The organism is Devosia sp. Leaf420 (genome assembly GCF_001425445.1).
Classification (GTDB): domain Bacteria; phylum Pseudomonadota; class Alphaproteobacteria; order Rhizobiales; family Devosiaceae; genus Devosia.
This window is the reverse complement of record NZ_LMQU01000001.1, coordinates 380,697-404,511: the sequence shown is the minus strand read 5'-3', so window position 1 is coordinate 404,511 and position 23,815 is coordinate 380,697. Positions and strand designations below refer to the sequence as shown.

The 23,815-nt window shown below is 59.6% G+C and carries 23 protein-coding genes; 18 read left to right on the top strand and 5 right to left on the bottom strand.

The window, feature by feature from the left end; all coding sequences use genetic code 11:
• Window positions 1–37: 37 nt before the first annotated feature.
• Window positions 38–934, bottom strand: a complete 897-nt coding sequence (locus ASG47_RS02090; protein WP_061907066.1) for an N-acetylmuramic acid 6-phosphate etherase — start codon at window positions 932–934, stop codon at window positions 38–40.
• A gap of 191 nt (window positions 935–1,125) precedes the next feature.
• Here ASG47_RS02090 and ASG47_RS02085 point away from each other — a divergent pair, with 191 nt between their 5' ends.
• Genes ASG47_RS02085 through nagA form a run of 3 tightly spaced genes read left to right on the top strand, consistent with a single transcriptional unit; the run spans window position 1,126 to window position 4,096 of the window.
• Window positions 1,126–1,914, top strand: a complete 789-nt coding sequence (locus tag ASG47_RS02085; protein ID WP_061907065.1) for a GntR family transcriptional regulator — start codon at window positions 1,126–1,128, stop codon at window positions 1,912–1,914.
• Entirely contained in the window at window positions 1,911–2,939 is a 1,029-nt protein-coding gene (locus tag ASG47_RS02080; protein ID WP_061907064.1) for an SIS domain-containing protein, read from the top strand. Before ASG47_RS02085 ends, ASG47_RS02080 begins: the two co-directional genes overlap by 4 nt.
• Complete coding sequence (nagA, locus tag ASG47_RS02075; protein WP_061907063.1) at window positions 2,936–4,096, top strand: N-acetylglucosamine-6-phosphate deacetylase; 1,161 nt, start codon at window positions 2,936–2,938, stop codon at window positions 4,094–4,096. Before ASG47_RS02080 ends, nagA begins: the two co-directional genes overlap by 4 nt.
• On the opposite strand, the gene ASG47_RS02070 is transcribed toward nagA, so the two are convergent.
• A complete protein-coding gene (locus ASG47_RS02070) occupies window positions 4,097–4,837 on the bottom strand; it encodes an SDR family oxidoreductase (protein WP_061907062.1) in 741 nt (246 codons plus the stop codon). It abuts the gene before it with no gap.
• A gap of 403 nt (window positions 4,838–5,240) precedes the next feature.
• Between ASG47_RS02070 and ASG47_RS02065 the strand changes: the two genes are divergently transcribed.
• Both ASG47_RS02065 and ASG47_RS02060 read left to right on the top strand, forming a co-directional pair.
• A complete protein-coding gene (locus tag ASG47_RS02065; protein ID WP_061907061.1) occupies window positions 5,241–6,689 on the top strand; it encodes a hypothetical protein in 1,449 nt (482 codons plus the stop codon).
• Window positions 6,690–6,834: 145 nt separating this feature from the next.
• Window positions 6,835–8,535: an OmpA family protein gene (locus tag ASG47_RS02060; protein WP_061907060.1), complete on the top strand. Its 1,701-nt coding sequence runs from the start codon at window positions 6,835–6,837 to the stop codon at window positions 8,533–8,535.
• On the opposite strand, the gene ASG47_RS02055 is transcribed toward ASG47_RS02060, so the two are convergent.
• Complete coding sequence (locus tag ASG47_RS02055; protein WP_156463947.1) at window positions 8,536–9,477, bottom strand: alpha/beta fold hydrolase; 942 nt, start codon at window positions 9,475–9,477, stop codon at window positions 8,536–8,538.
• A gap of 224 nt (window positions 9,478–9,701) precedes the next feature.
• Here ASG47_RS02055 and dapA point away from each other — a divergent pair, with 224 nt between their 5' ends.
• Entirely contained in the window at window positions 9,702–10,577 is an 876-nt protein-coding gene (gene dapA, locus ASG47_RS02050; protein ID WP_156463946.1) for a 4-hydroxy-tetrahydrodipicolinate synthase, read from the top strand.
• A gap of 6 nt (window positions 10,578–10,583) precedes the next feature.
• Entirely contained in the window at window positions 10,584–11,084 is a 501-nt protein-coding gene (gene smpB, locus ASG47_RS02045; protein ID WP_061907057.1) for an SsrA-binding protein SmpB, read from the top strand.
• Between the two features lie 168 nt (window positions 11,085–11,252).
• Here the strand turns inward: smpB and ASG47_RS02040 are convergent, their stop codons facing one another.
• Complete coding sequence (locus ASG47_RS02040; RefSeq protein WP_061907056.1) at window positions 11,253–11,804, bottom strand: NYN domain-containing protein; 552 nt, start codon at window positions 11,802–11,804, stop codon at window positions 11,253–11,255.
• Between the two features lie 215 nt (window positions 11,805–12,019).
• Here ASG47_RS02040 and rpoZ point away from each other — a divergent pair, with 215 nt between their 5' ends.
• The 11 genes from rpoZ (at window position 12,020) to ASG47_RS01985 (ending at window position 23,024) form a co-directional block, all read left to right on the top strand.
• Window positions 12,020–12,388 carry a DNA-directed RNA polymerase subunit omega gene (rpoZ, locus tag ASG47_RS02035; protein WP_061907277.1) on the top strand — a complete coding sequence of 123 codons (369 nt, stop codon included), beginning with the start codon at window positions 12,020–12,022 and terminating at the stop codon, window positions 12,386–12,388.
• A 248-nt stretch (window positions 12,389–12,636) separates the two neighbouring features.
• Window positions 12,637–14,922: a RelA/SpoT family protein gene (locus ASG47_RS02030; protein WP_061907055.1), complete on the top strand. Its 2,286-nt coding sequence runs from the start codon at window positions 12,637–12,639 to the stop codon at window positions 14,920–14,922.
• Window positions 14,909–15,499 carry an orotate phosphoribosyltransferase gene (pyrE, locus tag ASG47_RS02025; protein WP_156463945.1) on the top strand — a complete coding sequence of 197 codons (591 nt, stop codon included), beginning with the start codon at window positions 14,909–14,911 and terminating at the stop codon, window positions 15,497–15,499. The genes ASG47_RS02030 and pyrE overlap by 14 nt, the downstream gene beginning before the upstream one ends.
• Window positions 15,500–15,641: 142 nt before the next feature.
• Window positions 15,642–16,061: a holo-ACP synthase gene (acpS, locus tag ASG47_RS02020; protein WP_061907053.1), complete on the top strand. Its 420-nt coding sequence runs from the start codon at window positions 15,642–15,644 to the stop codon at window positions 16,059–16,061.
• Between the two features lie 30 nt (window positions 16,062–16,091).
• Window positions 16,092–16,916, top strand: coding sequence for a signal peptidase I (lepB, locus tag ASG47_RS02015; RefSeq protein ID WP_061907052.1), 825 nt, complete (start codon window positions 16,092–16,094; stop codon window positions 16,914–16,916).
• Complete coding sequence (gene rnc, locus ASG47_RS02010) at window positions 16,913–17,620, top strand: ribonuclease III (protein WP_061907051.1); 708 nt, start codon at window positions 16,913–16,915, stop codon at window positions 17,618–17,620. Before lepB ends, rnc begins: the two co-directional genes overlap by 4 nt.
• A complete protein-coding gene (era, locus tag ASG47_RS02005; protein ID WP_061907050.1) occupies window positions 17,617–18,549 on the top strand; it encodes a GTPase Era in 933 nt (310 codons plus the stop codon). Before rnc ends, era begins: the two co-directional genes overlap by 4 nt.
• Window positions 18,550–18,567: 18 nt before the next feature.
• A complete protein-coding gene (locus ASG47_RS02000) occupies window positions 18,568–19,173 on the top strand; it encodes a Pr6Pr family membrane protein (protein WP_061907049.1) in 606 nt (201 codons plus the stop codon).
• Between the two features lie 9 nt (window positions 19,174–19,182).
• Window positions 19,183–19,893, top strand: coding sequence for a DNA repair protein RecO (recO, locus tag ASG47_RS01995; protein ID WP_061907048.1), 711 nt, complete (start codon window positions 19,183–19,185; stop codon window positions 19,891–19,893).
• Window positions 19,894–20,177: 284 nt separating this feature from the next.
• A complete protein-coding gene (gene parC, locus ASG47_RS01990; RefSeq protein ID WP_061907047.1) occupies window positions 20,178–22,478 on the top strand; it encodes a DNA topoisomerase IV subunit A in 2,301 nt (766 codons plus the stop codon).
• Window positions 22,479–22,715: 237 nt separating this feature from the next.
• Window positions 22,716–23,024, top strand: coding sequence for a Dabb family protein (locus ASG47_RS01985; RefSeq protein ID WP_061907046.1), 309 nt, complete (start codon window positions 22,716–22,718; stop codon window positions 23,022–23,024).
• 19 nt (window positions 23,025–23,043) lie between these two features.
• Here ASG47_RS01985 and ASG47_RS01980 read toward each other — a convergent pair whose 3' ends face one another.
• A complete protein-coding gene (locus tag ASG47_RS01980) occupies window positions 23,044–23,775 on the bottom strand; it encodes an arginyltransferase (protein ID WP_061907045.1) in 732 nt (243 codons plus the stop codon).
• Between the last annotated feature and the right edge of the window lie 40 nt (window positions 23,776–23,815).

Genomic DNA, 23,815 nt, shown 5'->3' with positions numbered 1-23,815 from the left:
ATGAGGGCTACTTGACCATTTGAATAGACGCAGTGGCTCAGCCTTGCAGTGCAGCCAGAGCCGGCCGCAAATGTCCCTTGTGCTCAGCTAATATCGCTTCGGCCGTGCGGAGGTCTGCCGCGCCAGCGGCCAGCAACACCGCCGGTTTTACCGCTCCCTCGCTCGTCTCCAGCACCGCCGCAGCGCGTTCAGCACTGGCCCCCGAAATAGCCGCAACAATACCCTTCGCTCTTTCCCGCAGCTTGATATTGTCGGCCACCACATTGACCATGTAGCCGTCATGCACGTGGCCGAGGTGGATGGCCATCATCGTCGACAGCATATTGAGCGCGATCTTCTGCGCAGTGCCCGCGCCCATGCGGGTCGATCCGGCAATCACCTCCGGCGGCGTTGGCAGGCAGATACCCACATCGGCTATTTCGAGAATGCGCGTCCCGGCATTATTGGCAAAGCCGATCGTCTTCGCCCCACGTTCCTTCGCCCTACGCAACGCCTCGATTGGGTAGGGTGTCTGGCCACTAGCAGTAACGCCGATCACGCAGTCCCGGCTATCGAGCTGCAATGTCTCAATGGCCTGTCGCGCTGCGTCGCCGTCGTCCTCCGGGCCGCCTGTCATGTTCACAAGCGCATCGGCCCCACCAGCCAATAAGACAACGATCTGCTCTCGCCTGATTCCATACGTGCCAGGCAGTTCCAGTGCATCGGCCAAAGCCATCAGGCCCGAACTGCCTGCCGCCGCGTAGACGAGCCTCCCACCTGCCTCGATCGTTTCCGCTGCGAGTGTGGCGGCGCGCGCCAGATCTGCTACAGCCGAACGCACGCTCAGCGCAGCCTCGGCTTGCCCTTCTGCCAAGACATCCAGCACCTCTTCGGGCGGTCGAGTGTCGAGCCCCGTTGCAGCGGCGTGACGATTTTCGGTGCGGCGTGATGACATTGATTGCTCCATGCCCGGATAATGCCAAAAAAATACCACTTGTCCAGTTGTGGTCCACTTGGCATAACGCCAAAGGCTCGTTAGCTTAACTTGTGTAGCAAAATCATGGAGCGTCCGACCTTTGGGGCGACCTGATCGGCGCCTAGCTTCTGCCAATGGTATTTCATTGGTATTTATTTTCCGGGGGGAGCATGACTGAAGCCTATGAAGCCTTCTTCTCTGATCGCCCCATTGCGCTTTCGCAGACCGGTCCACTCTATCTCCAGCTCAAGCGTTGGATAGAGGATGCAATAAACAATGGCGCCATCAACCCCGGCGACGCTCTACCGTCTGAACGCGACCTAGCGCTAAAAGTCGATGTGTCCCGGGTCACAGTCCGGAAGGCCGTGACGCAATTGGTCCAAGAAGGCGTTCTGGTTCAGCGCCACGGCTCCGGCACGTTTGTCGCCCCGCCCACGCAGCGTGTGGAACAGTCCCTGTCTCAGCTCACCTCATTCACCGAGGATATGGCGCGTCGGGGCATGGAAGTGCACGCCGAGTGGCTCGATCGCGGTCTCTACGTGCCGTCCCCCGAAGAAACGGTAATTCTTGGCCTGTCCTCCGGCGAAAAGGTGGCGCGGATCGCGCGTTTGCGCCTGACCGGAGATACGCCCCTCGCCATCGAACGCGCCAGCCTCTCCGGAACGATACTTCCTGAGCCGGTCGCAATCGGGGACTCTCTTTATAAGCACCTCGATCTCTCTGGAAATCGGCCCACTCGCGCCATCCAACGCATCCGCGCCGCCAATCTTGGCGAAGATGATGCACACCTCTTGCAGGTGCCGGTCGGATCGGCCGGGCTCAATATCGAGCGCACGTCCTATCTGCCATCGGGCCGCGTTATCGAATTTACCCGCTCCATTTACCGGGGCGACACCTATGACTTTGTCGCCGAACTTCGGCTCGGCGATGGCACACCGAACGGAGCAAGCAAGCCATGACCATCCAGACCCACATGCGCCGTGAAGTGAACGAGATTCCACAGGTCGTTTCGAACTTCCTCAGCCAGTCGTCCGGCACGCTCGACGCCGCAGCAAAGCGCCTTCGCGAAGAGAACCCGGCAGTGGTCGTCACCGTCGCCCGTGGCTCCTCCGATCACGCGTGCTCTTATTTGAAATACGCCATCGAATTGACCCTCGGCTTGCCGGTCGCCTCCATCGGTCCATCCATTGCCTCGATCTATGGCAAGGATCTGCACCTTCCAAGCGCGGCCGCTATCGCAATTTCCCAATCCGGCAAGAGCCCCGATATTGTCGGCATGGCGCAGTCGGCGCGTCGCAGCGGTGCAACGGCAATCGCCATCACCAACACGGCCGGTTCGCCTCTCGCCGAAGCGAGCGATTTTACCGTTGATCTCCATGCCGGGCTCGAGCAGAGCGTGGCGGCCACCAAGACTTTCGTGACGTCGGTGGTAGCCGGGCTTGCGCTCGTGTCGCGCTGGAGCGGCGATGCCGAACTGTCTCGGGCGATCGATGCATTGCCGGAAAGTCTCGCCAAGGCCGTCGCCTGCGACTGGTCCGAGCTCATCGGCGCCCTCGACGGGCACAATGCGCTCTACGTGCTCGGGCGCGGGCCAGGCTTTGCCATCGCCAATGAAGCTGCGCTCAAGTTCAAGGAAACCTGCAACATTCAGGCAGAATCCTATAGCGCTGCCGAAGTCATGCATGGTCCGGTTGCCATCGTTACCCCCGGCTATCCCGTTCTTGGCCTTGCCGCCCGTGATGCGGCCGAAGTGTCGGTGGCTGACATGGCTCACAAACTGGCCGGGCAGGGCGCCTTGTCCTTCCTCACCAGTGATAGACCCGGCGCGGCCAAGGGTCTGCCCTTTGCAGCGACAGGACATCCGATCACTGATCCGCTGTCGCTGATCGTATCGTTCTATGGCTTCGTCGAGGCCTTGTCCCGACACCGCGGTCTCAACCCTGACGTGCCACCGGCGCTGAAAAAGGTGACCGAAACGGTATGAGCGATCTTCTCGCCATTTCTGGCGCCCGCATCTTTGATAGCCGCGATTGGCATGACGATGCTGCGCTGCTGATCGAGTTTGGCTACGTCTCTGGCATCGTGCGTGAAAGCGATATTCCCGCCAATGCTGAGCGTGTTCGGCTTGATGGGGGCATGATCGTCCCAGGCTTCATTGACCTGCAGGTCAATGGCGGTGGCGGCGTCCTGCTCAACAACGATCCATCACTTGACGGCATCCGCACGATATGTGCCGCGCACGCGCAATTTGGCACGACTGGCCTTTTGCCGACCTTGATTACGGATACCGTCGAGGTCAACGAGGCCGCTATAGCGGCGGGCAAGGCGGCGGCTCAAGCACATGTGCCTGGATTTCTGGGGCTTCATCTAGAGGGGCCACACCTCGCGATTTCGCGTAAAGGGACCCATGACCCCGCGCTTATCCGGGCAATGACGGATGCCGACCTCGCTCGGCTCAAGTCTGCGGCAGCAGATTTGCCCAACCTTCTGTGTACTGTTGCCGCTGAAACCGTTCCTGCCGAACAAATCAATGAACTGGTCCAGGCCGGCGCCGTCGTTAGTCTTGGCCATTCGGACGCAAGCTACAATGAGGCCATCGCCGCGTTCGACGCGGGCGCAACCATGGCCACGCATCTCTTCAATGCCATGAGCCAGATCGGCAACCGCGAGCCGGGTCTTGTCGGTGCCGTGCTTGATCGTCCCGACATCTTCGCTGGATTGATCGCTGACGGCATCCATGTTCACGCCGGCAGCATCGGTATTGCCCTGCGCGGGAAGCGAGGAGACGGGCGCATTTTTCTCGTCACCGACGCCATGTCGCAAACCGGGACCGACATACAAACACTGACACTCAACGGACGAACCATCACCCGCTCGGATGGTGCGCTTCGCTTGGCCGACGGCACCCTGGCGGGCGCAGACCTCGACATGATCGATGCCGTCAATTTCATGATCGACACAATCGGCCTGGATCCAAGCGAAGCGCTCCGAATGGCCTCGCTCTATCCCGCAGAAGCTATGAATATTGCAGATACCCACGGCACTCTTCTAAAGGGCGCCGTCGGCAGTTTCGTTCACCTTTCTAAGGGGCGCTCAGTCCGCTCGACCTGGATCAATGGCGTAAAAGCGTTTCAAGCTTGATCAGCCGCGCCCGATATAGGGCATCTTGGTCGCCATCACCGTCATGAACTGAACGTTCGCGGAAAGCGGCAGGCTTGCCATATAGGTAATGGCGTCGACCACATGCTGGAGGTCGAATGTGGGCTCCGGCATCATTTCGCCGTTTGGCTGCAAGGAGCCGGAATTCATCTGGCTCGTCATGTCGGTTGCCGCGTTACCGATATCGATTTGCCCGCAGGCAATGTCGAATGTCCGACCATCGAGCGATATCGCCTTGGTGAGCCCCGTGATGGCATGCTTGGATGCAGTATATGACGCGGCCTGTGGGCGCGGCGCATGTGCGGAGATTGATCCGTTATTGATGATACGCCCCCCTTGCGGTGTTTGCTCCCGCATCAGTCGGAACGCCTCGCGCGCAACGTAAAAGGCGCCGTTGAGATTGGTGTCGATCATCTCGCGCCAGGTTGCGACGTCGAGATCCCCGAAAATCTTGGCTGGAGCGAAGCGGCCGGCATTGTTAAAGACCAGATCAAGCCGCCCGTGCCGCTGACGAATTTCCACCAACATGTCTGCGACCGCGTCCGGGTCCGTTACGTCGCAGACAAAACCGTCAACGCCCATTTCCGGCATCGCTTTTTCGACGAGCTCGGTGCGCCGCCCGCAGATGATGACCTGCCATCCTGCAGTGACCAAGCCTGCGGCGACCGCCCGCCCGATTCCCGATGTGCCCCCGGTAACCAATGCAATTCCTGTCGTGCTCATCGCGCTCTTCTCCACATAGCGGCCATGGTTATGCCATGTCTCATGTACGAACGCCGCTCTGTCAAATCATGGGTCCGGGATACGAGAAGTTTCGGGTTTCTTGCTGCAAACCCCCGAGAGACCGGGGTTTTTAACGACAGGTTCACAAATCTTAACAGAAGGTTTCGATCTGTGTGCTGAATCTGCAACATCCGAAACGCAACCATATTGTGGCGGCTAAAATGGCGTTTTGTTCGATTGCGTCCAATTCCGGCATGCGTAGAGTGGGTCTTGCGAATCCATGCATGGGATCGTTTGTCGGTCGCAACGCGACGGCAACACACTGCACCACGAATAGTGTGGTCGCGTTACGACAAACCGCTGGGTAACCGGCACCAAAATGACTGACTTTGGAGGTCAACTAATGAAACTCAAGAGCCTTATCCTCGGTTCTGTTGCCGCCGCTGGTCTCTCGACCGCTGGCTTTGCCGCCGATCTGGGCGTCCTCACCTCGCTGGACGTCTGCGACGCTCTCGGTCTTTCGGGCCTGACCATCTCGTCCGACACCAACTGCCTGCAGCTCTCCGGCGGCGTGACCTATGAATTCATGTGGGGCGACTGGAATACGGAATCCCGCGTTGCCGGTACCTTTGACGGTGCTCGCAATATTGCCGACGCTGGTAGCGTTACCGTTGGTGGCGTGACCTATGACAACGACTGGGAATCGAAGGTTGAGACCTGGCTCAAGGCCGTTGGTACCGCCGACTCCGATTTCGGTCCTGCTAAGGCCGTTATCAAGCTCAAGGCTGTTGAGCGTTACCAGAACTGGAACGAAGGTCAGTCGAACCGCGCAAATGCCGTTCCTGCTGGTTTCACCCCAGGTCGCGTTGTTAACGGCGATACCCAGCCGTTCTCGATCGACGAAGCTTATGTTTCCGTCGGTGACACCACTGTAATCATGGCTGGTAAGAAGGGTTCGATCGCGAACCTCGGCGACGACGCTCCATTCAACTACCTCAAGCTGTTCAACTCCGACGCCATTGACGGCGACGGCGTCGGTATCGACGGTGACTACGATGGTCTCGGCGGCCACGTAATCCAGGTCGTTTCCGATCTCGGCAACGGCGTGAACGTTGGTGTTGGTCTCGAAAACCTCGGCAGCCGTCCGGGTGCTGTCGGTGACAATGCAGTTGCCGGTACCAATTCGTCGTCCGCTGCTGGTACTCTGGTTGGTGTTGTTTCGTACGCTGGTGAAGGCCTCACCGCTCACGTTACTGGCGCTGCTTTTGGTATCCTCGACGGCAACGTCGAATCGTGGGCTATCCACGCTGGCGCAACCGGCACCTTCGACGCCTTCAAGGTTCGTGGTGCGGTTTCATACTGGGATAACTTCAAGTTCTCGACTGCTGACGTCCTGAACGCACTCGTCAGCGCCGAAGGCACCTTCGACCTGTTTAAGATCGCTCTCTCGGGTGAAATCGCCAACGTCAACAACTCAGCTGCTGGCAACTACACCGACTACGGTGTTGGTGGCTCGATCGGTGTGAACGTTTCTGAAGGCGTTGATATCAACCTCGGCGCTCGTTACTTCTTCGACGACGTTGGTGGCGCAGTGAACGACGCTTCGACTTGGCAGGTTGCTGCTCAGATCGTTGCTGCTGTCACGCAGACCATCAAGGTCACGGGTGAAGTTGGCGGTTACTTCGGTAACGCCATCGCAGACAGCGCTGCTTTCCAGAACGACAACGTGTTCTACGGTTCGGCTGAACTCGCTTGGGCTCCAGGCGGCGGTTTCACCTCGTCCGTCAAGGGCGAACTCAACTCGGAATCGGCCTACAAGGTCACCTTCAAGGCTGCCAAGTCCTTCGAATAATCGAAGTCTCGGTTTCCAATTGGAAAGGCCCGGCGCAAGCCGGGCCTTTCTGCTTTTGAAAGTCTGCGTTTTTGCCGATCGCTGCCTTTTTCCGGGCGGGTAATTGATTTAGCGTCAGGCAGTTGCGTCACTCATTGGAATCGTCATGAAGAGCAAAATCCGTCACCTCGCGGCGCCTAGCTTCCTTACGCTCGGTTTTGCTCTTGCTGTGGCTGCGGCGCCTGTTGTCGCGCAGTCTTCGGTGGTGACTGTTCCTCCGCCGGTCGTTCAGGACTATTGGGTCAGCATTTCTCGACAGCCAAACGGAATACTTGTTTTCGATGGATATGCTCCAAGCGACGCTGCCCGCACCAATTTTGCTGAAACTCCGTCGGCCGATGTATCATTCTTGAAACTTGGTAGCGGTGCACCAGCCAGCTACGACGCCGCAGTTGCTTTTGGTCTCTCGGCACTCGAGCGTATGAGCGAGGGGCGTTTTGCCCTCCGCGGCGATGTCATAACCATCAGCGGCACTGCTGCCACTCAAGCGGACTTTTGGGGTCTGACAGAACCGCAGGCGCCAAAGCCGCCGTCAGGCTTGATCCTTGCGAAGTCCGAAGTCACCGCTCCTCTCGAAAAAAACTATACCTTCAGCTTGCGCAAGCAAGGAAATGGGTCATTTGTCGCCTCCGGATTCGTGCCGCAGCCTAGTTTCGAACAGCGCGTTCTTGCTGCCGTCGGACCGCGATCCAGTTCAACGCTCCGCTTCGCCTCGGGTGAACCTGTCAATTTCGAACGCGCTGTCGATGAGGCGCTCTCCCTCCTTGATCGGCTTCAAACGGGTGAGGTGAAGCTCGAAGGCGGCTCGTGGCTTATTTCTGGCACGCCCAAAAGCGCCGCCGATGCGAACGCCATACGAATCAGCTTCTCCGATGATCGAATGGCAGAAGGCGGCTGGAGCCTTGCCCTAAGTGACCCTGCGCCTGAAGCGGCTGCATTCAACTGGCGGCTTAAGAAAAGCGACACCGGCGCGATCATAATGACAGGTGCGGTCCCAACAGAAGCCTTCAAGCGCGTCGTCGCGCTCCGTCTTGGAAATCAACTTCAGGACGAAGCCTCCATCGCCAATAATGCACCCCAGGGTTTCATCACCGAGGCGCTCGCGGCTGCTGACGCACTGACATTGCTGAATGCGGGCACGGTTTCTTACGAAATCGGCAAGTGGTCGATCGTCGGTGACGGCGATAGCTCGGAAGCGGGTCAGCAAATCACACAATCGTTGGCCGCCTTTGATGGCTGGACCATAGAAGTGAGTGCTCCAGCAGAATCCAGCGTGGCAACGCAAGTTTTGGATGCCCCGGCAGAACAGCCTGTACCCGCTGATGCCGAAGCGAGTACGCCAACCGCAATTGCTGAAGCAATCCCCGCGATCCCGGAAGTTGAGGTCGCAACCTCAGTCGCTCCAACGACGCCGCCCGTCTCGAATGCAGACGACATAGCGGCTTGCAGCGCGTCGCTCAGCCAATTGTCCGCGCAAAACGGCATCCTGTTCAAATCCGGTGCGGCTGTGCTCGCTGAAGGAACTGACGTCATCCTTCAAGCGATGGCCACTGCCGCCAACCAGTGTCCCAGCGCAGCGCTCGACGTAGCCGGCCATACGGACTCCGACGGTGTGGCGTCCGCTAATTTGGCGCTGTCCGTCTCGCGCGCTGAAGCCGTCATTAATGCCCTGATTGCTTTGGGTGTCGATGCGAGCCGGCTTTACGCCATCGGCTACGGTGACGCGCAGCCTGTTGCCGATAACGATACTCAGGCCGGCAAAGCTCAAAACCGGCGCATCGTGGTATCCGTACGCCAGCCGCAGTGATCAGGCGGCGCGCTTCTTTTTGATGGCCGTCACATCAGTGATGAAGCGCAGCACTGCCTCGATTTCTTCGTGCTGATCGAACAGGGCAGGGGACCCTTGGCCGGCGATCGTCAATGCCAGCGCATCGGGGCGGCGTCGAACCATTTCGTCATAGGTTTCGCGCCGCAACTGGTCGGTGAGTTGCGTCCGGAGAAGCATCAGCGGCACTGAAGCCAGTGCGTCGAACAGAGGCCAGTGCGGCGTCAGAACGTCGTCGACGCCGATGGTATCAAGCGGCGACATGAGCTTTTCGTCGAACAGTGGTCGAGCGCGCCCACGCTTGTCGATGAAATGGCTACGCAGGGCGAGCGCGTCGAGGGCATCCTCGGCAAGCTCGGGATAATCGCCCGCGAGCATCCGCCGAAATCCAGATGCCACGCGCCCGCTACCCTTCAGCGCAGAAAGATGCGCGAGATTGTTTCGAAGTCGCACGATTCCGCGAGAATCGACCATAGGCCCAGAATCGAGCAGCACCACGCCGCCGATCAGCAGGGGATGCTGAGCGGCCAGCGATAGAACGACATGCCCGCCTTGCCCCTGACCCAGAAAAATCGCCCGCGGAATTCCAAGCGCGGCGAGAATATCGGCCACGTCTCTGGCATCGGCCAAAGTGCTGTAATCGTCGGCTTTTGCCCTGTCGTCTGCCCGACCGCGGCCTGGAAGGTCGATCAAAACGAGCGCACGCGCGTTGTCAGCGGCGCGATTGAAGTAGCTGGTGAAGTCTGTGAAGTCGCTCATGTTGCGCTGGAGGCCAGGCAGACAGACAAGCGGCATGGCGGTGTTTGAAAGCGAACCACTGACATGCACAGCCGCATGGATGCCCGCCGCGCGAGTTTCGATAAGTCGAACCGGAAATGCCGCAAAAGGCTTGTGTTCTGCCGGGATCACTCGTTTCCTTGCCAATGCAACCTCCTCTTCGACACCTGGCGCATTTGCGCCCGCTCACACCGCTCGTGCAAGTCGCTGATGCATTTGCGCAGCAGCTTTTTAGGATGGCTAAAACACCGCCGCCATGCGCCTTGTGACACAGCGAAACAGAAAGTATGGTGCGCGTCCTGAGAGGTAACTGCACGCCTCTTTCTGCGAAAGACCCGGATTGGCCGGGCAATTTGAGGAATACCGACAAAATGCTGCGAGGTTCGATTACGGCGCTCATCACTCCACTCCGTGATGGGGTTGTGGATGAGAAAGCCTTCGCCAGCTTTGTCGAGTGGCAGATTGCCGAAGGCACGCATGGCCTCGTTCCCGTCGGCACGACGGGCGAAAGCCCGACCGTAAGCCATGAAGAACATCGTCGTGTCGTCGAAATCTGCGTCGAAGTCGCTAACAAGCGCGTGCCGGTCGTTGCCGGCGCCGGCTCCAATTCGACCGCGGAAGCGGTCGATCTCGCCCGCTTTGCGGAAAAGTGCGGCGCTGATGCCGTGCTGTCTGTCGTGCCTTATTATAATAAGCCCAACCAGGAAGGCCTCTTCCAGCATTTTTCGGCCGTGGCCAAGGCCATCGGCATCCCGGTCATCCTTTACAGTGTGCCAGGGCGCACGGTCGTAGACCTGAACGTCGACACCATCGTTCGTCTGCGCGATGCGCATTCCAACATTATCGGCGTCAAAGATGCGACGGGCAGTCTGGAGCGAGCGACGATGGAGCGTGTCAAGCTCGGCGAGGATTTCATCCTCCTCTCGGGGGATGACAGCACCGCGCTCGGTTTCAATGCTCATGGCGGCAATGGCTGCATTTCGGTCACCGCCAATGTTGCGCCGCGTCTTTGTTCGCAGATGCAGGAATTTTCGTTGGCTGGCGATTTCAAGGCTGCGCGCGCCATTAATGAAAAGCTGTCCTATCTTCACAAGGACCTTTTCATGGAGCCCAATCCCGCTCCGGCAAAGTATGTGGCAAATCGCTTAAATCTTTGCGCGAATGAAATGCGCCTGCCTTTGACCCCCATCAGCAAGCCAACGCAGGACGCGATGGACTTTGCAATTGCCCATGCAGGACTTATCTAAGCCCTCATGGTACAGGCAAAGAACGACAAGAAGAAAAACGGTGTGATCAGCCACGGCCTCGTGGCTGAAAACCGCCGCTCGCGCTACGATTACGCCATTGGTGAAACGATGGAAGCGGGTCTCGTGCTAACGGGCACCGAGGTTAAGTCGCTCCGCTTGGGTAAGGCGCAGATCACCGAGTCTTATGCGTCGCCGGAAAAGGGTGAACTGTGGCTCATCAATTGCCACATCCCCGAATATCTGCAGGCCAACCGCTTCAACCACGTTGAAAAGCGCCCGCGTAAGCTGCTGGTTTCCAAAAAGCAGTTGGCACACCTCGAAACCGAAGTTTCGCGCGCTGGCAACACCATCGTGCCGCTACAGCTATTCTTCAACGACCAAGGGCGCGCCAAGCTTCTGATTGGCATCGGCAAGGGCAAGAAGAACTATGACAAGCGCGAAACCGAAAGGAATCGCGACTGGAATCGGGACAAGTCACGCATCATGAAAGAAGGCGGGCGCGGTTAGGCTGCTACCGTCTGCACGTCTCAATATCGTTAAACACCGTGTCATCTCGGCGAAAGCGGGGATCTCTGTTTCAAATCGAATTCTCGCTTGCTCGGAATGAGATGGTGACGAGTGGACATGCGCATCAGCATTAAGACGCGAAGAGGGAATTGTTGCCTCTGAAGAGGCTCAAACCTCAACCGGCCTCTGCACCTGCGGCCGGCCAACGGTCTTTGCCAGGTCAGCGACATCGAGGAAAAAGTCGGCCTGCCGGCGCAGATCGTCCGAGATCATCGGCGTGGACGTTGTCAGCGTCGAGACAACCGTCACTCGCTTGCCCTTGCGCTGCAGGGCAGCCACGAGAGCGGTAAAATCGCCGTCGCCTGAAAAGAGGATGAGGTGATCGAAGAATGGGGACAGTTCCAGCGCATCGACGCAGAGTTCGATGTCCATATTGCCCTTGATCTTGCGGCGGCCGAGAGCGTCGGTGAACTCTTTGGCAGGCTTGGTGACAACGGTATAGCCGTTATAGTCGAGCCAATCGATCAGCGGCCGGATCGAGGAATATTCCTGATCTTCCACAAGCGCCGTATAATAGTTGGCGCGCAGCATATAGGCCTTGCTGCCGAATTCCGTGAGAAGCTTGCGATAGTCGATATCGATGCCGATCGCCTTGGATGTCGCATAGAGATTGGCACCGTCAATGAAGAGCGCAATTTTCTCCCGCGGATCTACGGTCATGATTTGAATGTCCCCAAATGAAAAAATACATGGTCTTGAAAATACGACGGCGCAGCAGCTGTTTTAGGCCAGGGCGCAGGGTAATCCAGGTTTAATTATCGGCCTCATATATTTTTCGGTGAGAAACAATGCAAGCGGGCTATGCCCGTTACCCTTGCCAGCAGCGTTAACCTGGTGTATGCGGACGGTTCATCCCCACAAGTTTGGAGACGTTCGTGGCACGCGTCACCGTTGAAGACTGCATCGAGAAGGTCGACAATCGCTTCGACCTCGTCCTCATGGCCGCTCATCGTGCGCGCATGATTTCCTCCGGCGCTCAGATCACCGTCTCGCGCGACAACGACAAGAATCCTGTCGTTGCGCTGCGTGAAATCGGCGATGGCACTATATCTCCTGATGATCTGCACGAGGACCTGATCCACTCGCTGCAGAAGTATGTCGAAGTCGACGAACCCGAAAGCCATGCCGCTCCGCTGCTCGAAGGCTCGGGCGACGATGACTCGATGAATTTCGACACGATCAGCGAAGAAGAACTTCTCCGCGGCATCGAGAGCCTTGCGCCGCCAGAACGTCGCGACGACTAAGTTTTCTGCTTTTATTGAATTTACGACACCCTCGGCGTGAGCTGGGGGTGTTTTGTTTTAGCGGGCACTGAGCTCTCACTTGGTCGCGTTTGACTCAGTTGTTATTGGGCCACCGTTCGATCCCTCTCCCTGCCAGGGGGGGGGGCTAGGCGGGGGTCTACCGCCATCATGACCACATACTTCACGCGCGCCCTTCCCATTTCCATTCAACGCGCTAAGTATGGAATCTTCCGAGAGCGGCGACTTCCATGATGCGTCAGTATGAACTCGTCGAACGCGTTCAGGCCTATAACCCGAACGCCGACGAGCAGTTGTTGAATAAGGCCTATGTTTACGCCATGCAAAAGCATGGCTCGCAAAAGCGCGCCTCCGGCGACCCTTACTTCAACCATCCCCTCGAAGTCGCGGCCATCCTCACCGAACTCAAGCTCGATGATGCCTCGATCGCTGTTGGTCTTCTGCATGATACGGTCGAGGATACCGACGCGACACGCGCCGAAATCGACCAGATCTTTGGCGGCGAGATCGCGACCATCGTCGATGGCCTGACCAAGATCGAGCGCCTCAATCTCGTTAGCCGCGAAGAGGCGCAGGCTGAAAACCTGCGCAAGCTTCTGCTCGCCATCAGCCAGGACGTCCGCGTTCTCCTGGTGAAGCTTGCCGATCGCCTGCACAATATGCGCACCCTGCAATATATGCGTGCCGACAAGCAGCAGCGTATCGCGCAGGAAACCATGGATATCTATGCCCCGCTTGCCGGTCGCATGGGTATGCAGGATATGCGCAATGAGCTCGAAGATCTCAGCTTCCGCATTCTCCAGCCCGACCACTACAAGGCGATCATCGAGCGCCTCGATTTTCTGCAGGCCGAGAACAAGGAAGCCATCGACACCATCACGCGCGAGCTAACCGAGCGCCTTGCTGCCGAGGGGATCGCGACTCGCGTCAAGGCGCGGGTCAAGTCGCCCTATTCCATCTTTGCCAAGATACAGCGAAAGTCGATCGCGCTCGAACAGCTCTCTGACATGATCGGCTTCCGCGTCATCGTCAATTCCGTGGAGCAGTGCTACCGCACCGTGGGGCTCGTCCACACCACCTGGAAGGTCGTGCCGGGGCGGTTCAAGGACTATATCTCTGTCCCCAAGCACAATGATTATCGCTCCATTCATACGACGATCGTTGGCCCCAGCCGCCAGCGCGTCGAGCTGCAAATCCGCACCGAGGAAATGGACCGTATCGCCGAATTCGGCATCGCGGCACATGCGCTTTACAAGGATGGCGCTTCGGCCAACCTGACCCGCATCGAAAACGAATCCCATGCCTATGGCTCGCTGCGTCAGTCGATCAGCCACCTGACCTCGGGCATTTCGGCCGAGGATTTCCTCGAATACACCAAGCTTGAACTGTTTCAGGATCAGGTCTTCTGCTTCACCCCGCGCGGGCGCCTGATTGCTCTGCCACGCGGCGCAACGCCCATCGATTTTGCCTATGCGCTCCATACCGACATTGGCGACACCTGCGTCGGCGCCAAGATCAATGGCCTGATCCTGCCACTCGTTACCCAGCTCCGCTCAGGCGACGAAGTCGAAATCCTGCGCGACCAAAACCATCGCCCGCCCAGCAATTGGATCGGCATCGCCGCCACCGGCAAGGCCCGCGCCGCCATTCGCCGTGCCGTCCGTCAATCCTCGATGCAGCGTGCTCTGGCGCTCGGCGAACACGTGCTCAACATGATGCTCGAGCGTGAAGGCGTCATGCTCGACGATTCCGAAACAAAGACGCTCGCCGACGAGATGGGCCAGTCCGGCAAGCGCGAATTCCTCATCGCCGTCGGCGAAGGGAAGATCGGCAGCGAAGACCTTGGCAATGCGCTCGCCAAGGTAAAAGGCATCCGCAAGCGTCGCCGCAAACTCGATCTGCCTGTCGCCGATACCGCCGATGGCTGGTTTGCGCTTCGCGCGACCGATCAGTTCAAGTTCCGAGTGCCCGGTGGTCAGCATGCTGGCCCCGCAGCCAAGACCGCCTTGGCGCAGCTCGATTTCCACACGCCGGTCACGATTTCGGGTGAAGGCGTTGTGCCAGGTGACCGCCTCGTCGGTATTCTGGAGCCGCAGGCTCCGCTCATGGTCTATCCGATCCATTCGGAAGCTTTGATCGAAAAGCACGATGGCGATCTTGCCTGGGTCGACGTCCGCTGGGATGTTGCTGCCACCGAGGATAAGCTCTACGCGACGGTGGTGTCGATGGAATCGGTCAATAAGCCCGGCTCCCTCGCCCAAATCTCCTCGGCCATCGCCGCCTGCGATGCCAACATCAACAATCTCGTCATGCGGATGATTTCGCCCGACTTCCACCAGATGATTTTCGAAATCGAAGTCCGCGATCTTGCGCAATTGACCGATGTTCTGGCAACGCTCAAGCGCAGCCCCGGCCTTTCCGCCGTCCAGCGGGCTGGCATTCGGGAAGCGAGCATGATTTCGACCCTCGAATGGGATGGCAAAGTCGACAGGAGTGCGCGCCGTGACGAAAGATGAAGTGCTGGATATTTTCCGCAAATGTGGGGCCCTGCTCGAAGGCCACTTCATCCTGTCCTCCGGCCTCCGCTCGCCGCTGTTCCTGCAAAAAGCAAAAGTCTTCCAATACGCCGCCGAGACCGAAAAGCTCTGCAAGGCGCTGGCCGACAAGATCAAGGCCGAAGTCCCCGGCGTGACCAAGGTCGTTTCGCCGGCCATCGGTGGCATCATCCCCGGCTATGAAACCGCGCGCCAACTTGGTCTCCCCGCGCTCTACACCGAGCGTGTAGAAGGCCAGTTCGAACTCCGCCGCGGCTTCGAGATCTCGCCCGATGACAAGGTGATCGTCGTCGAAGACATCGTCTCGACCGGCCTTTCCATCCGCGAATGCGTCGCCGCCCTCCGCGCCATCGGCGCCAATGTCGTGGCCGCCGCCTGCCTCATCGACCGCTCCGGCGGCGAAGCCGATGTCGGCGTGCCGCTCGTTTCGCTGATCGAGTTCAAGGTTCCGGCCTATCCGGCGGATCAACTTCCCCCTGAACTGGCGGCAATCCCGGCGGTGAAGCCGGGCAGCCGTGGTATTCAGGGTGTGAAATAGGCGACTGCTGACACCCCCACCCAGCCTCCCCTGAGAGGGGGAGGGGCGCAGTGGTGGGTGGCGGCCGATCGAGGCAAACACTGCCGCAATCCCTCCCCCTTCCAGGGGGAGGTTAGGTGGAGGTCCTTCAAGGAATAAAAGAATGATCATCGGCCTCGGCTCCGACCTCATCCAGATCCATCGCATCGCCAACACCATCGAGCGCTATGGCGACCGTTTTACCAACCGCTGCTTCACCGAACTCGAGCGGAAAAAGTCCGATCGCCGGGCCCAGCGCGCCGCCTCTTACGCCAAGCGCTTCGCCGCCAAGGAGGCGTGCTCCAAGGCGCTTGGCACCGGCCTTAGTTTTGGCGTTTATTGGCGCGACATGGGCGTTGTAAACCTGCCATCGGGCAAGCCCACGATGAAATTGACCAACGGTGCCCTGCGCGCTCTTGAGCGCCTTATCCCACCGGGCCACGAGCCCCATATCCATATTACCATCACCGACGATGCAGGCCTCGCGCAGGCTTTCGTCATCATCGAAGCGCTGCCGATTGACCCGTCGCGGGCAAGCGTCTAACGCTCTCGTCAGCGCTATCCTGGAACTGCAATGACCCAACCCGCCAATAAGACAGTGAACAAATCAGCCGCCAGCGAGTGGTGGGATACTTTCGTGGTCATTGTTGAAGCGCTGCTGATCGCCATCGTGCTGCGCTTTTTCCTCTATCAGCCTTTTTCGATCCCGACGGCATCCATGCAGCAGACCCTGATGATCGGCGATTATTTCGTCGCCAACAAGTTCGTCTGGGGTTACGGCAAGCATTCCTTCTCGCTCGGCCGCTACGGCGATTTCAGCCTTCTCGATTTCGAGCTGCCGATTTCCAATCGCATCCTCGGTCGCGAACCGAACCGCGGCGACATCGCGGTGTTCCGCCCGGTCCCGCAGACCCAGGAATATATCAAGCGAGTCGTGGGCCTGCCGGGCGATCGCATCCAGATGAAGGAAGGGCGTCTCTACATCAACGACGTCATGGTCGAGCGCGAACTGGTTGGCACGACGACCGATACCGACAGCACGGGCGATGCCCGCGAAGTCCAAGTCTATCGCGAGACCTTCCCCGAAGGCACGACCCACATCATCCAGGAAATCTCGGACAACGCGCCGCTCGACAACACCCCTGAATATGTAGTGCCTGCCGGCCATTATTTTATGATGGGCGACAATCGCGACCGCTCGGCCGATAGCCGTGTCCTCTCGCAGGTCGGCTATGTCCCTGCCGTCAATCTGATCGCCAAGGCCGAAGCTCGCTTCTTCTCGATCCGCGACAACCTGCCGCCGTGGCAGATCTGGCAGTGGCCCGCCAATGTCCGTTGGGATCGCATGTTCCAGTCCGTCTATGGCAATCCGCCATATGACACGACGGCTGCCCCGTGAGTCGGCGCGACAAGAGCCACGAACAGCTTCAAAACCGTCTCGGCTATAACTTTGCCGATCGGGACCTTCTCTCGCGCGCCTTGACCCATTCGAGCGCCGTTTCGCCGGGCAAGCGCGTCGAACGCTCCTATCAGCGGCTCGAGTTCCTGGGCGATCGCGTCCTCGGCCTCGTCGTGGCGGACATGCTCTATGCCCGCTTCCCCAGGGCCAATGAGGGCGAACTGAGCCGCACGCTCAATACGCTCGTCCGCAAGGAAACCTGCGCTATCATTGCCCGCCAGCTCAATCTCGGGCCGGAAATGATCCTTGGCGAAAGCGAAGCCCGCACCGGCGGCGCCGAAAAGGAAGCCATTCTCGGCGACGTCACCGAAGCCATCATCGGCGCGATTTTTCTCGACGGTGGCCTCGACCCCGCCGCGGACTTCGTGCGCAAGCATTTCGAAGAATTTATCGGCGAAGGCCAGACCCATCGCGCCGACGCCAAGACCACGCTGCAAGAATGGGCTCAGGCCCGCGGCCTCGAGCCGCCAACCTATGCGCTCGTCGAACGCACCGGCCCCGACCACGCTCCCGAATTCACCATCGCCATAGATCTCGCCGGTTTCGAGCGGATTTCGGCGACTGGCCCATCCAAGAAAATAGCCGAACACAAGGCCGCCGAAGATTTCCTCAAGCGCCAGAATGTTTGGAAGGACCGTTCATGACCGACCCAATCGCGCCCGTCGATCTCGCCAACACCGCCTGCGGATTCATTGCTCTGGTCGGTGCACCAAATGCCGGCAAGTCGACGCTGCTCAATTCGCTGGTCGGCACTAAGGTCTCGATCGTCACGCACAAGGCGCAGACCACTCGCAGCCAGGTCCGTGGCGTCCTGACGCTCGATCAGACCCAGCTCGTCTTCGTCGATACCCCCGGCGTCTTCACACCCAAGCGTCGGCTCGATCGCGCCATGGTCGATAGCGCCTGGGGCGGGGCAGGGGATGCCGATATCGTCGCCTTCCTCATCGACGCCGACCGCGGCCTCACGCCCGATATCGAGCTTCTGATCGAAGGGCTCGATAACATCCCGCACCCAAAAGTCCTGATTCTCAACAAGATCGATCAGGTTAAGCGCGAAAAGCTCCTCCAACTTTCGCAGGACCTCAACGAGCGTCTCCGTTTCGAAGCCACCTTCATGCTCTCAGCGCTCAAAGGTGATGGTGTCACCGATTTCATCGATTGGTGCGTCAAGCACGTGCCGCCCGGCCCCTGGCATTTCCCGGAAGATCACCTCACCGATCTCACCATGGCCATCACCGCCGCCGAAGTGACCCGCGAAAAGCTCTTCCTTCGCGTTCACGACGAGATCCCCTATACCTCGACCGTCGAGACCGAGAGTTTCAAGATCCAGAAAGATGGCTCCTACAAGATCGACCAGGTGGTCTATCTTGCTCGCGAAAGTCACAAGAAGATCGTCCTTGGCGCCGGCGGCCAGACCATCAAGGCGATCGGCGCGGAGGCCCGCAAGGAACTGATGGAAATGTATGAGGTGCCGATCCACCTCTTCCTCTTCGTCAAAGTCCGCGAAAAGTGGGCAGACGACCCCGAGCGCTATCAGGAAATGGGCCTCGAATTTCCCCACGAGAAAAAGTAAGGCGAACGCGAGGAAAGCATGCGGACAGCTACGGTTGTAAGGCTATTTTCCTCGGTGATTGCCGCCATAGCCTGGGTGGGTCTCGGCATTCACATCGGAGCCCAATGGCGCCTGAGCGGCTCGCTCCTTGGCGGGCTCTGGGTGCTGGCCGACTATTTCACCGTTACGACCAATCTGATCGTGGCCCTGGCCTTCACGCTCCACGCCCTCCGCAAGGGTGGCGTGGGGCCGCGCCTCCTCGGTTTCGTCACCATAAACATTGCCTTGGTCGGCGTCATCTATGCCCTGCTGCTGCACGGCCTTGTCGAACTTACGGCAGGCGCGGCCGTCGCCAACGTGCTGCTGCACATGGTTACCCCGGTCTTGGTCCCGATATTCTGGCTGTTCTGGGTCCGGCGCAGCGCGCTCGACATGCGCGATCCGCTCGTCTGGGCGATCTATCCGATCGCCTACCTCCTTTACGCCCTCGTCCGCGGCGCGGCCCAAGGCCACTTCGCCTATCCGTTCATCGACTACGTTAAGTATGGCATCCCGCAGGTCACGATGACGGTGATTGTCATCACCGTGGCCTATCTCGCGGCCGGCGCCCTGATGGTCCTCCTCGACCGGCGTTTGGCACGGTAGCGAGCCCATATGGAATGGACCGGTGAAGCCCTTCTCATAGGCGTCCGCCGCCATGGCGAGACCAGCCTTATTATCGAGGCCATGGTCGCCGGGCGCGGCCGTAATGTCGGCCTTGTGCGCGGCGGCCGCTCGTCAAAGCTCGCCCCGACCCTGCAGGTCGGCAACACGATCCAACTCACCTGGCGCGCCCGGCTCGAAGACCAATTGGGCACCTTCACCGTCGAACTGATGCGCGGCCGCGCCGCCGACCTCATGACCGACCGGACCCGGCTCTATCTCGCCCAACTGGTCTGCGAGCACCTGCGCCTCCTGCCCGAGCGCGATCCCCACGACCGCTTGCTGGGCCAGGCCCTGTCGCTGCTCGACCATCCGCCCGATGGCGTCGCGCTGGCGCGCTTTGAACTCAACCTGCTCGAAGAACTCGGCTTCGGCCTCGATCTCTCCAGCTGCGCTTCGACCGGCGCCACCACCGACCTGACTCATGTCTCCCCCAAATCCGGCCGAGCCGTCTCCCGCGCCGCCGCCGAACCCTATCGCGACCGCCTCCTGCCACTCCCCAGTTTCCTCAACGCCCGCGGCAACGCCTCCCCCGACGACCTCCGCAACGCCTTCCGCCTGACGAGCTATTTCCTAGACCGGCATGTGTGGGCGGCCCGAGGCATGGAGCAACCGGCCATTCGGGATGCCTTGGTGGCGTTGCTAAGCCGGGAGAGCCACTGACTACCCTCGCCCCTTGAGGGAGAGGGACAGGAATTTCTTCGTTCAGAAGAAATTCCAGGGTGAGGGGTTCTCTCCCCACGCGCCGCACTCATAGAAAAATCGTATACCCTCATGCGCTCCTTCAGGGCACCTACTCCCACAAGGGAAGAAGCAAGATCGCGGCGCCGTGCATTGCAGAGCAACCAATGGCAGAAATCCCCAAGAAATCCGCGCCTTTCCTGTCCCTTTCCCGCGCGCCCGCTATACTGTCTTCCTGATTCGTTCTCCATGAACCTGAGCACCGCATGTCCGACGCCGATACCCTGCCACCACCCGATGATCAGCGCATCGTCGATCTCAAGCAGGCGCTCGAAGAACGGTATCTGAGCTACGCCCTCTCGACGATCACGCAGCGTGCCCTGCCGGACGCGCGCGATGGCCTTAAACCGGTCCATCGCCGCATCATTCACGCCATGCGCCTGCTGCGCCTCGACCCCGGCCAGGGCTACAAGAAGTCCGCCCGTATCGTCGGCGACGTGATCGGTAAGTTCCACCCCCACGGCGACCAGTCGATCTACGATGCCCTCGTGCGCCTCGCGCAGGATTTTGCGCTGCGCTACCCGCTCGTCGACGGTCAGGGTAATTTCGGCAATATCGACGGCGATAGCGCCGCGGCCATGCGCTACACCGAATCCCGCATGACCGAAGTCTCGATGCGCCTTCTCGAAGGCATTACCGAGAACGCCATCGACTTCCGCCCGACCTATGACGGCGAAGACGAAGAGCCTGTCGTTCTCCCCTCGAACTTTCCGAACCTGCTCGCCAATGGCTCGACCGGCATTGCCGTCGGCATGGCGACTTCGGTGCCCCCGCACAACGTCGTCGAACTCTGCAATGCCGCGCTCAAGCTCATCCACAATCCCGCGGCAACGACCGAAGAGCTGATCCACGCCGATCTCTCGGCCCCGCCTAGCATGGACGACCTCGTCCGTGGCCCCGATTTTCCGACCGGCGGGCATCTGGTCGAATCCCGCTCCTCCATCGTCCTTTCCTACGAAACCGGCCGCGGCGCCTTCCGCCATCGTGCCGTCTGGTCCAAGGAAGAAAAGGGCAGGGGCGTCTATCAGATCGTCGTCACCCAGATCCCCTATGGCGTACAAAAATCCCGCCTCGTCGAAAAGATCGCCGAGCTGCTCCTCGCCAAGAAGCTGCCGCTGCTGAAAGACGTACGCGACGAGAGCGCCGATGACATCCGTCTCGTCCTCGAACCGCGCGCCGGCACGGTCGATGCCGTCATTCTCATGGAACAGCTCTTCAAGCTCACCGAGCTCGAACTGCGCTTCCCGCTCAATCTCAACGTTCTCGACAAGGGCACGACGCCCAAGGTCATGAGCCTTGCCGATGCGTTGCGCGCCTGGCTCGATCACCGCAAGATCGTTCTCGTCCGCCGCTCCGAGCACCGTCTCGAACAGATCGCCAATCGCCTCGAAGTGCTCGAGGGCTACATCGTCGCCTATCTCAACCTCGACGAGGTGATCCGCATCATCCGCGAAGAGGACGATGCCAAAAAGAGCCTGATGGCGACCTTCGACCTGACGGACAATCAGGCTGAAGCTATCCTCAACATGCGCTTGCGGTCCCTCCGCAAGCTCGAGGAAATCGAACTCCGCAAGGAGCACACGAACCTCACGGCCGAAAAGGGCAAGCTCGAAGCGCTGCTGGCCTCCGAAAAGAAGCAGTGGGGCGAAATCGCCAAGCAAGTCGAAGCGCTGAAAAAGGCCTATCCGCTTTTCGAAGCCGATGGCACGACGCCTCACGCCCTCGGCGCCCGCCGCACCATCTATTTCGACGCCCCAACCGCCGATGCTGCCGAAATCACCGAAGCCTTCATCGAGCGCGAGCCGGTCACCGTCATCCTCTCGGAAAAAGGCTGGATCCGCGCGCCCAAGGGGCACAATGCGCCGGCCGACGAAAAGGGCTTCAAGACCGGCGATCGCCTGAAACTCGCACTCAATTGCGAGACCACCGACAAGCTTCTGATGCTGACGACGGGCGGAAAGGTCTATACCCTTGGCGCTGACAAGCTTCCCGGCGGCCGCGGCCAGGGCGAGCCGGTGCGCATCATGGTCGATATGGAAGAAGGCCAGGATATCGTTGCGCTCTTCGTCTACAAGCCCGGCGCCAAGCGCATCATCGCCTCCTCGGCCGGTTATGGCTTCATCGTTCCCGAAGACGACCTCATCGCCAATACCCGCAAGGGCAAGCAGATCCTCAACGTCTCGCTACCCGAAGAAGCGCGCCTCATCGTCCCCTGCGACGGCGACCGCGTCGCCACCATTGGCGAAAACCGCAAGCTTCTGGTCTTTCCCATGGCCCAACTCGCCACCATGAGCCGCGGCAAGGGCGTCCGTCTGCAGCGCTACAAGGATGGCGGCATCTCCGACATCAAGACCTTCTACGCCGCCGATGGCCTCACCTGGACCGACTCGTCCGGCCGCACCTATTCCAAGCCCACCGAAGAACTCACCGACTGGCTCAGCGACCGCGCCACCGCCGGCCGCCAGCCCCCGACTGGCTTCCCGAAGAACAATAAGTTTGTTGGGTGAGGGGCGAGCGCGCAGCGCAAAATTGCTCCAGTGGAGCAATTTTAGGCCCGAACGCCCGGAGAGCTATGCTCGAGGGCCGGACGTGCTCATCACGGACCACCGCTTGTCACCCCGGCGAAAGCCGGGCCCATCCTGAGATTTCAAGATGGATCCCGGCTCGAGGCCGGGATGACGCGCGGTGGATTACCAACAAGCTTATGAAGCTCCCACCCCAACCCCTTCCAAGGACTCACGAAAATGATCCGCCACTGCGTTCTCGTCCGTTTCCGTCCTGAAGTAACGCAAGAGCAGCGCGCCGCGCTTTACGCTGAACTTGAATCATTGCGTGAAGTCGTTCCCGGATTTCTCGCCATGTCCGCCGGCCACAATGTGTCACCCGAAGGCGTCCACCAAGGCTTCGTCGATGGCTTCACCATGGATTTTGAGGATGAGGCGGCCCGTGACGCCTACCTCGTCCACCCCGACCATAAGGCCGCAGGCTCAAAACTCGTCGCGGCACTCGAAGGCGGCCGTGATGGTCTGATCGTGTTCGATATGGTTGTGTGACCGGCAAACGCCGGTCGTATCAATCCTCGACCCGACACCAGCCGGCATGGCCGCGCTGCACTTCCAGCGGCCGATACTGCGCCTTATAGGCCATCTTGGGCGAGTTCTTCACCCAATAGCCAAGATAGACGTAGTTCAGCGCCGAGGAGCGCACCTGCGCGATGTGGTCGAGAATAAGAAAAGTCCCGAGGCTGCGATGTGCCAGTTCCGGGTCATAGAACGAATAGACCATAGATAGCCCATCGTGCATCACATCGGTGAGCGCCACCGCGACCAATTGCTCGTCAGGATGGTCGCGAAGACGATATTCAACCAGGATGGATTGTACTGGCGTGTCTTCCACCATGTACTCATAGTCCTGATAGGACATCTGCGTCATCCCGCCGCCCGCGTGCCGGGATTCGAGATAGCGTCGGAAAAGCTCATATTGCTCGGTGGTGGCGGTCGTCTGCCGGACGGTAACGGACAGATCCTCATTGTTCCGCAACACGCGTCGAAACCGGCTCGATGCCGCAAATTCGCCAGCCACAATCCGCACGGATTGGCAGGCATTGCAGCCCTCGCAGGCCGGCCGATAAATCAGGTTCTGGCTGCGGCGAAACCCATTGTCGCTGAGCACATGATGCAGCGCCGAAGCGCGTCGCCCGCTCAAATGGGTAAAGAGCTTCCGCTCCATGTGGCCCGGCAAATAGGGGCACGGCATGGCTGCAGTCAAAAAAAGCTGCGTTGTCTCTGGTGATTGGTCGGTCATCTACGACCCGTTGCTGCAATCAGACGATACTAGCCTTAGA

Bases quoted from the DNA above. Each gene is read 5' to 3' on its own strand.
- dapA (WP_156463946.1), top strand. From the start codon at position 9,702: ATGCTGCGAGGTTCGATTACGGCGCTCATCACTCCACTCCGTGATGGG.
- ASG47_RS02000 (WP_061907049.1), top strand. From the start codon at position 18,568: ATGCGGACAGCTACGGTTGTAAGGCTATTTTCCTCGGTGATTGCCGCC.
- acpS (WP_061907053.1), top strand. From the start codon at position 15,642: ATGATCATCGGCCTCGGCTCCGACCTCATCCAGATCCATCGCATCGCC.
- ASG47_RS02065 (WP_061907061.1), top strand. From the start codon at position 5,241: ATGAAACTCAAGAGCCTTATCCTCGGTTCTGTTGCCGCCGCTGGTCTC.
- ASG47_RS01985 (WP_061907046.1), top strand. From the start codon at position 22,716: ATGATCCGCCACTGCGTTCTCGTCCGTTTCCGTCCTGAAGTAACGCAA.
- nagA (WP_061907063.1), top strand. From the start codon at position 2,936: ATGAGCGATCTTCTCGCCATTTCTGGCGCCCGCATCTTTGATAGCCGC.
- ASG47_RS01980 (WP_061907045.1), bottom strand. From the start codon at position 23,775: ATGACCGACCAATCACCAGAGACAACGCAGCTTTTTTTGACTGCAGCC.
- ASG47_RS02040 (WP_061907056.1), bottom strand. From the start codon at position 11,804: ATGACCGTAGATCCGCGGGAGAAAATTGCGCTCTTCATTGACGGTGCC.
- parC (WP_061907047.1), top strand. From the start codon at position 20,178: ATGTCCGACGCCGATACCCTGCCACCACCCGATGATCAGCGCATCGTC.
- era (WP_061907050.1), top strand. From the start codon at position 17,617: ATGACCGACCCAATCGCGCCCGTCGATCTCGCCAACACCGCCTGCGGA.
- smpB (WP_061907057.1), top strand. From the start codon at position 10,584: ATGGTACAGGCAAAGAACGACAAGAAGAAAAACGGTGTGATCAGCCAC.
- ASG47_RS02080 (WP_061907064.1), top strand. From the start codon at position 1,911: ATGACCATCCAGACCCACATGCGCCGTGAAGTGAACGAGATTCCACAG.
- ASG47_RS02070 (WP_061907062.1), bottom strand. From the start codon at position 4,837: ATGAGCACGACAGGAATTGCATTGGTTACCGGGGGCACATCGGGAATC.
- ASG47_RS02030 (WP_061907055.1), top strand. From the start codon at position 12,637: ATGATGCGTCAGTATGAACTCGTCGAACGCGTTCAGGCCTATAACCCG.
- lepB (WP_061907052.1), top strand. From the start codon at position 16,092: ATGACCCAACCCGCCAATAAGACAGTGAACAAATCAGCCGCCAGCGAG.
- ASG47_RS02060 (WP_061907060.1), top strand. From the start codon at position 6,835: ATGAAGAGCAAAATCCGTCACCTCGCGGCGCCTAGCTTCCTTACGCTC.
- ASG47_RS02090 (WP_061907066.1), bottom strand. From the start codon at position 934: ATGTCATCACGCCGCACCGAAAATCGTCACGCCGCTGCAACGGGGCTC.
- recO (WP_061907048.1), top strand. From the start codon at position 19,183: ATGGAATGGACCGGTGAAGCCCTTCTCATAGGCGTCCGCCGCCATGGC.
- ASG47_RS02085 (WP_061907065.1), top strand. From the start codon at position 1,126: ATGACTGAAGCCTATGAAGCCTTCTTCTCTGATCGCCCCATTGCGCTT.